The sequence below is a fragment of the bacterium genome, from assembly GCA_009926305.1.
In the GTDB taxonomy this organism is placed as follows: domain Bacteria; phylum Bdellovibrionota_C; class UBA2361; order UBA2361; family RFPC01; genus RFPC01.
Genome location: RFPC01000224.1, coordinates 1 through 1410 on the forward strand (window position 1 = coordinate 1; position 1410 = coordinate 1410).

At 47.7% G+C, this 1410-nt stretch carries 1 protein-coding gene; it reads left to right on the forward strand.

Annotated features, from left to right (window positions below; genetic code table 11):
* Nucleotides 1–115 precede the first annotated feature (115 nt).
* Nucleotides 116–1249, forward strand: coding sequence for a hypothetical protein (locus EBR25_14030; GenBank protein ID NBW42088.1), 1134 nt, complete (start codon nucleotides 116–118; stop codon nucleotides 1247–1249).
* Nucleotides 1250–1410 lie beyond the last annotated feature (161 nt).

The following is a 1410-nucleotide window of genomic DNA, read 5'->3' on the forward strand; positions in this document are numbered from 1 at the left end:
CGAACACAAAGCCATTGCCGAACTCAGTTAGCTCTTTCCAAGACCTCAACCGTTTTCAGTTCCTTTGAAGATAGCCCTTTCAGTTTCTTTCCAGAAGCTACACACAACCGCCAAGATGTCTCGATACGGCACAGCTGACTTGCTTCCTTCACAGGAGCAGCAAGTCCACCAGTCAGACTACCGACGATGTGGTCATCCGGATGAAGATGAATGCGCTTGCGCTGAAATCTACATCCCAGATGATGACTTGTTCGTGGCTCCACCCCGTCCAGTCGCCCCACCAGTCCCAGCACGCAAGCTACAGGTTTCCTTCGGTTCAGACCAAGTCATTGAAATCGAACCCTACTTGCAAAGCGGAGATTGTCAGACGGCAGCTGAGCATCACCATGCTCGTCGCTACACAGAATTCGTTGAAGAACGTGGGAACGATTCTGGATACGAATACTGCGACGTCTGTCGTGGTATTGTAGTTGACGACGAATGTGCATGTGGTCATCGCGATCATGAGCACAACGCCGGATACTATGAGCGAGACGAACGCCACACCATCGCAGTTCACGCGAACGCCGTTCTAGAATCATCTGATTGCGCTCAACAGATTGAGTGCGATTACCTTGATGACTGTGATGGCGAACCGCATGTTGCACATCTCTACTTAGAAGGACCACTCGATGGTTCTTATGAGTATGACGACGATGATGACAGCGATGACGACGATGATGACAGCGACGACGACGATGATGACAGCGACGACAACGATGCTGAACAAGCAGAAGACGACGAACCAGCTCATCTCTACGATGAGGATGGACCACTCTCAGTTCTCTCTGAGTCTGAAGCCGAGGCGGCTGAAGATGATGATGATGAGGACTGTGGTCCATCTTCAGACCGTGAAGATGACAAGAACGAATACAACGCTGAAAGCTTTCGTCGAGACATCGAAGAACGAGCACATGCGCTGTATCCTGGTTTAGTCGACGAGGAAACCATTCTCTTCTTTGAAGATGTCGTTGGAGAGTATTGGACGGAATTTGTGCGCCATATGTGTTGCTACTTCCCTGACTTCAGGTCATTTCTCATCTCTCACCTTGATATGACACTCGATGAACGCATCTCAACCATTGCTCACAATGGTTGCAAGAATGCTATTGATCGACTTCATCAAATCGAGGAAGAATATGAGGAACTCCGACTTCGTGAAGAAGAAGAAGCGCAAGACAAGTGGGAATACTTTGTCAATGGATGGTAACTCACTCCCCACCATCCATACTACCATCCAATTCTCATACAAATATCCCAGAGGAGTAAAATGATGTAGTAATCCATTTCTCCCAATTCACCCATACCACCCTAATTCTCATACAAATATCTAAGAGGAGTAAAATGATGTGTTAATCCATTTCTCCCAAA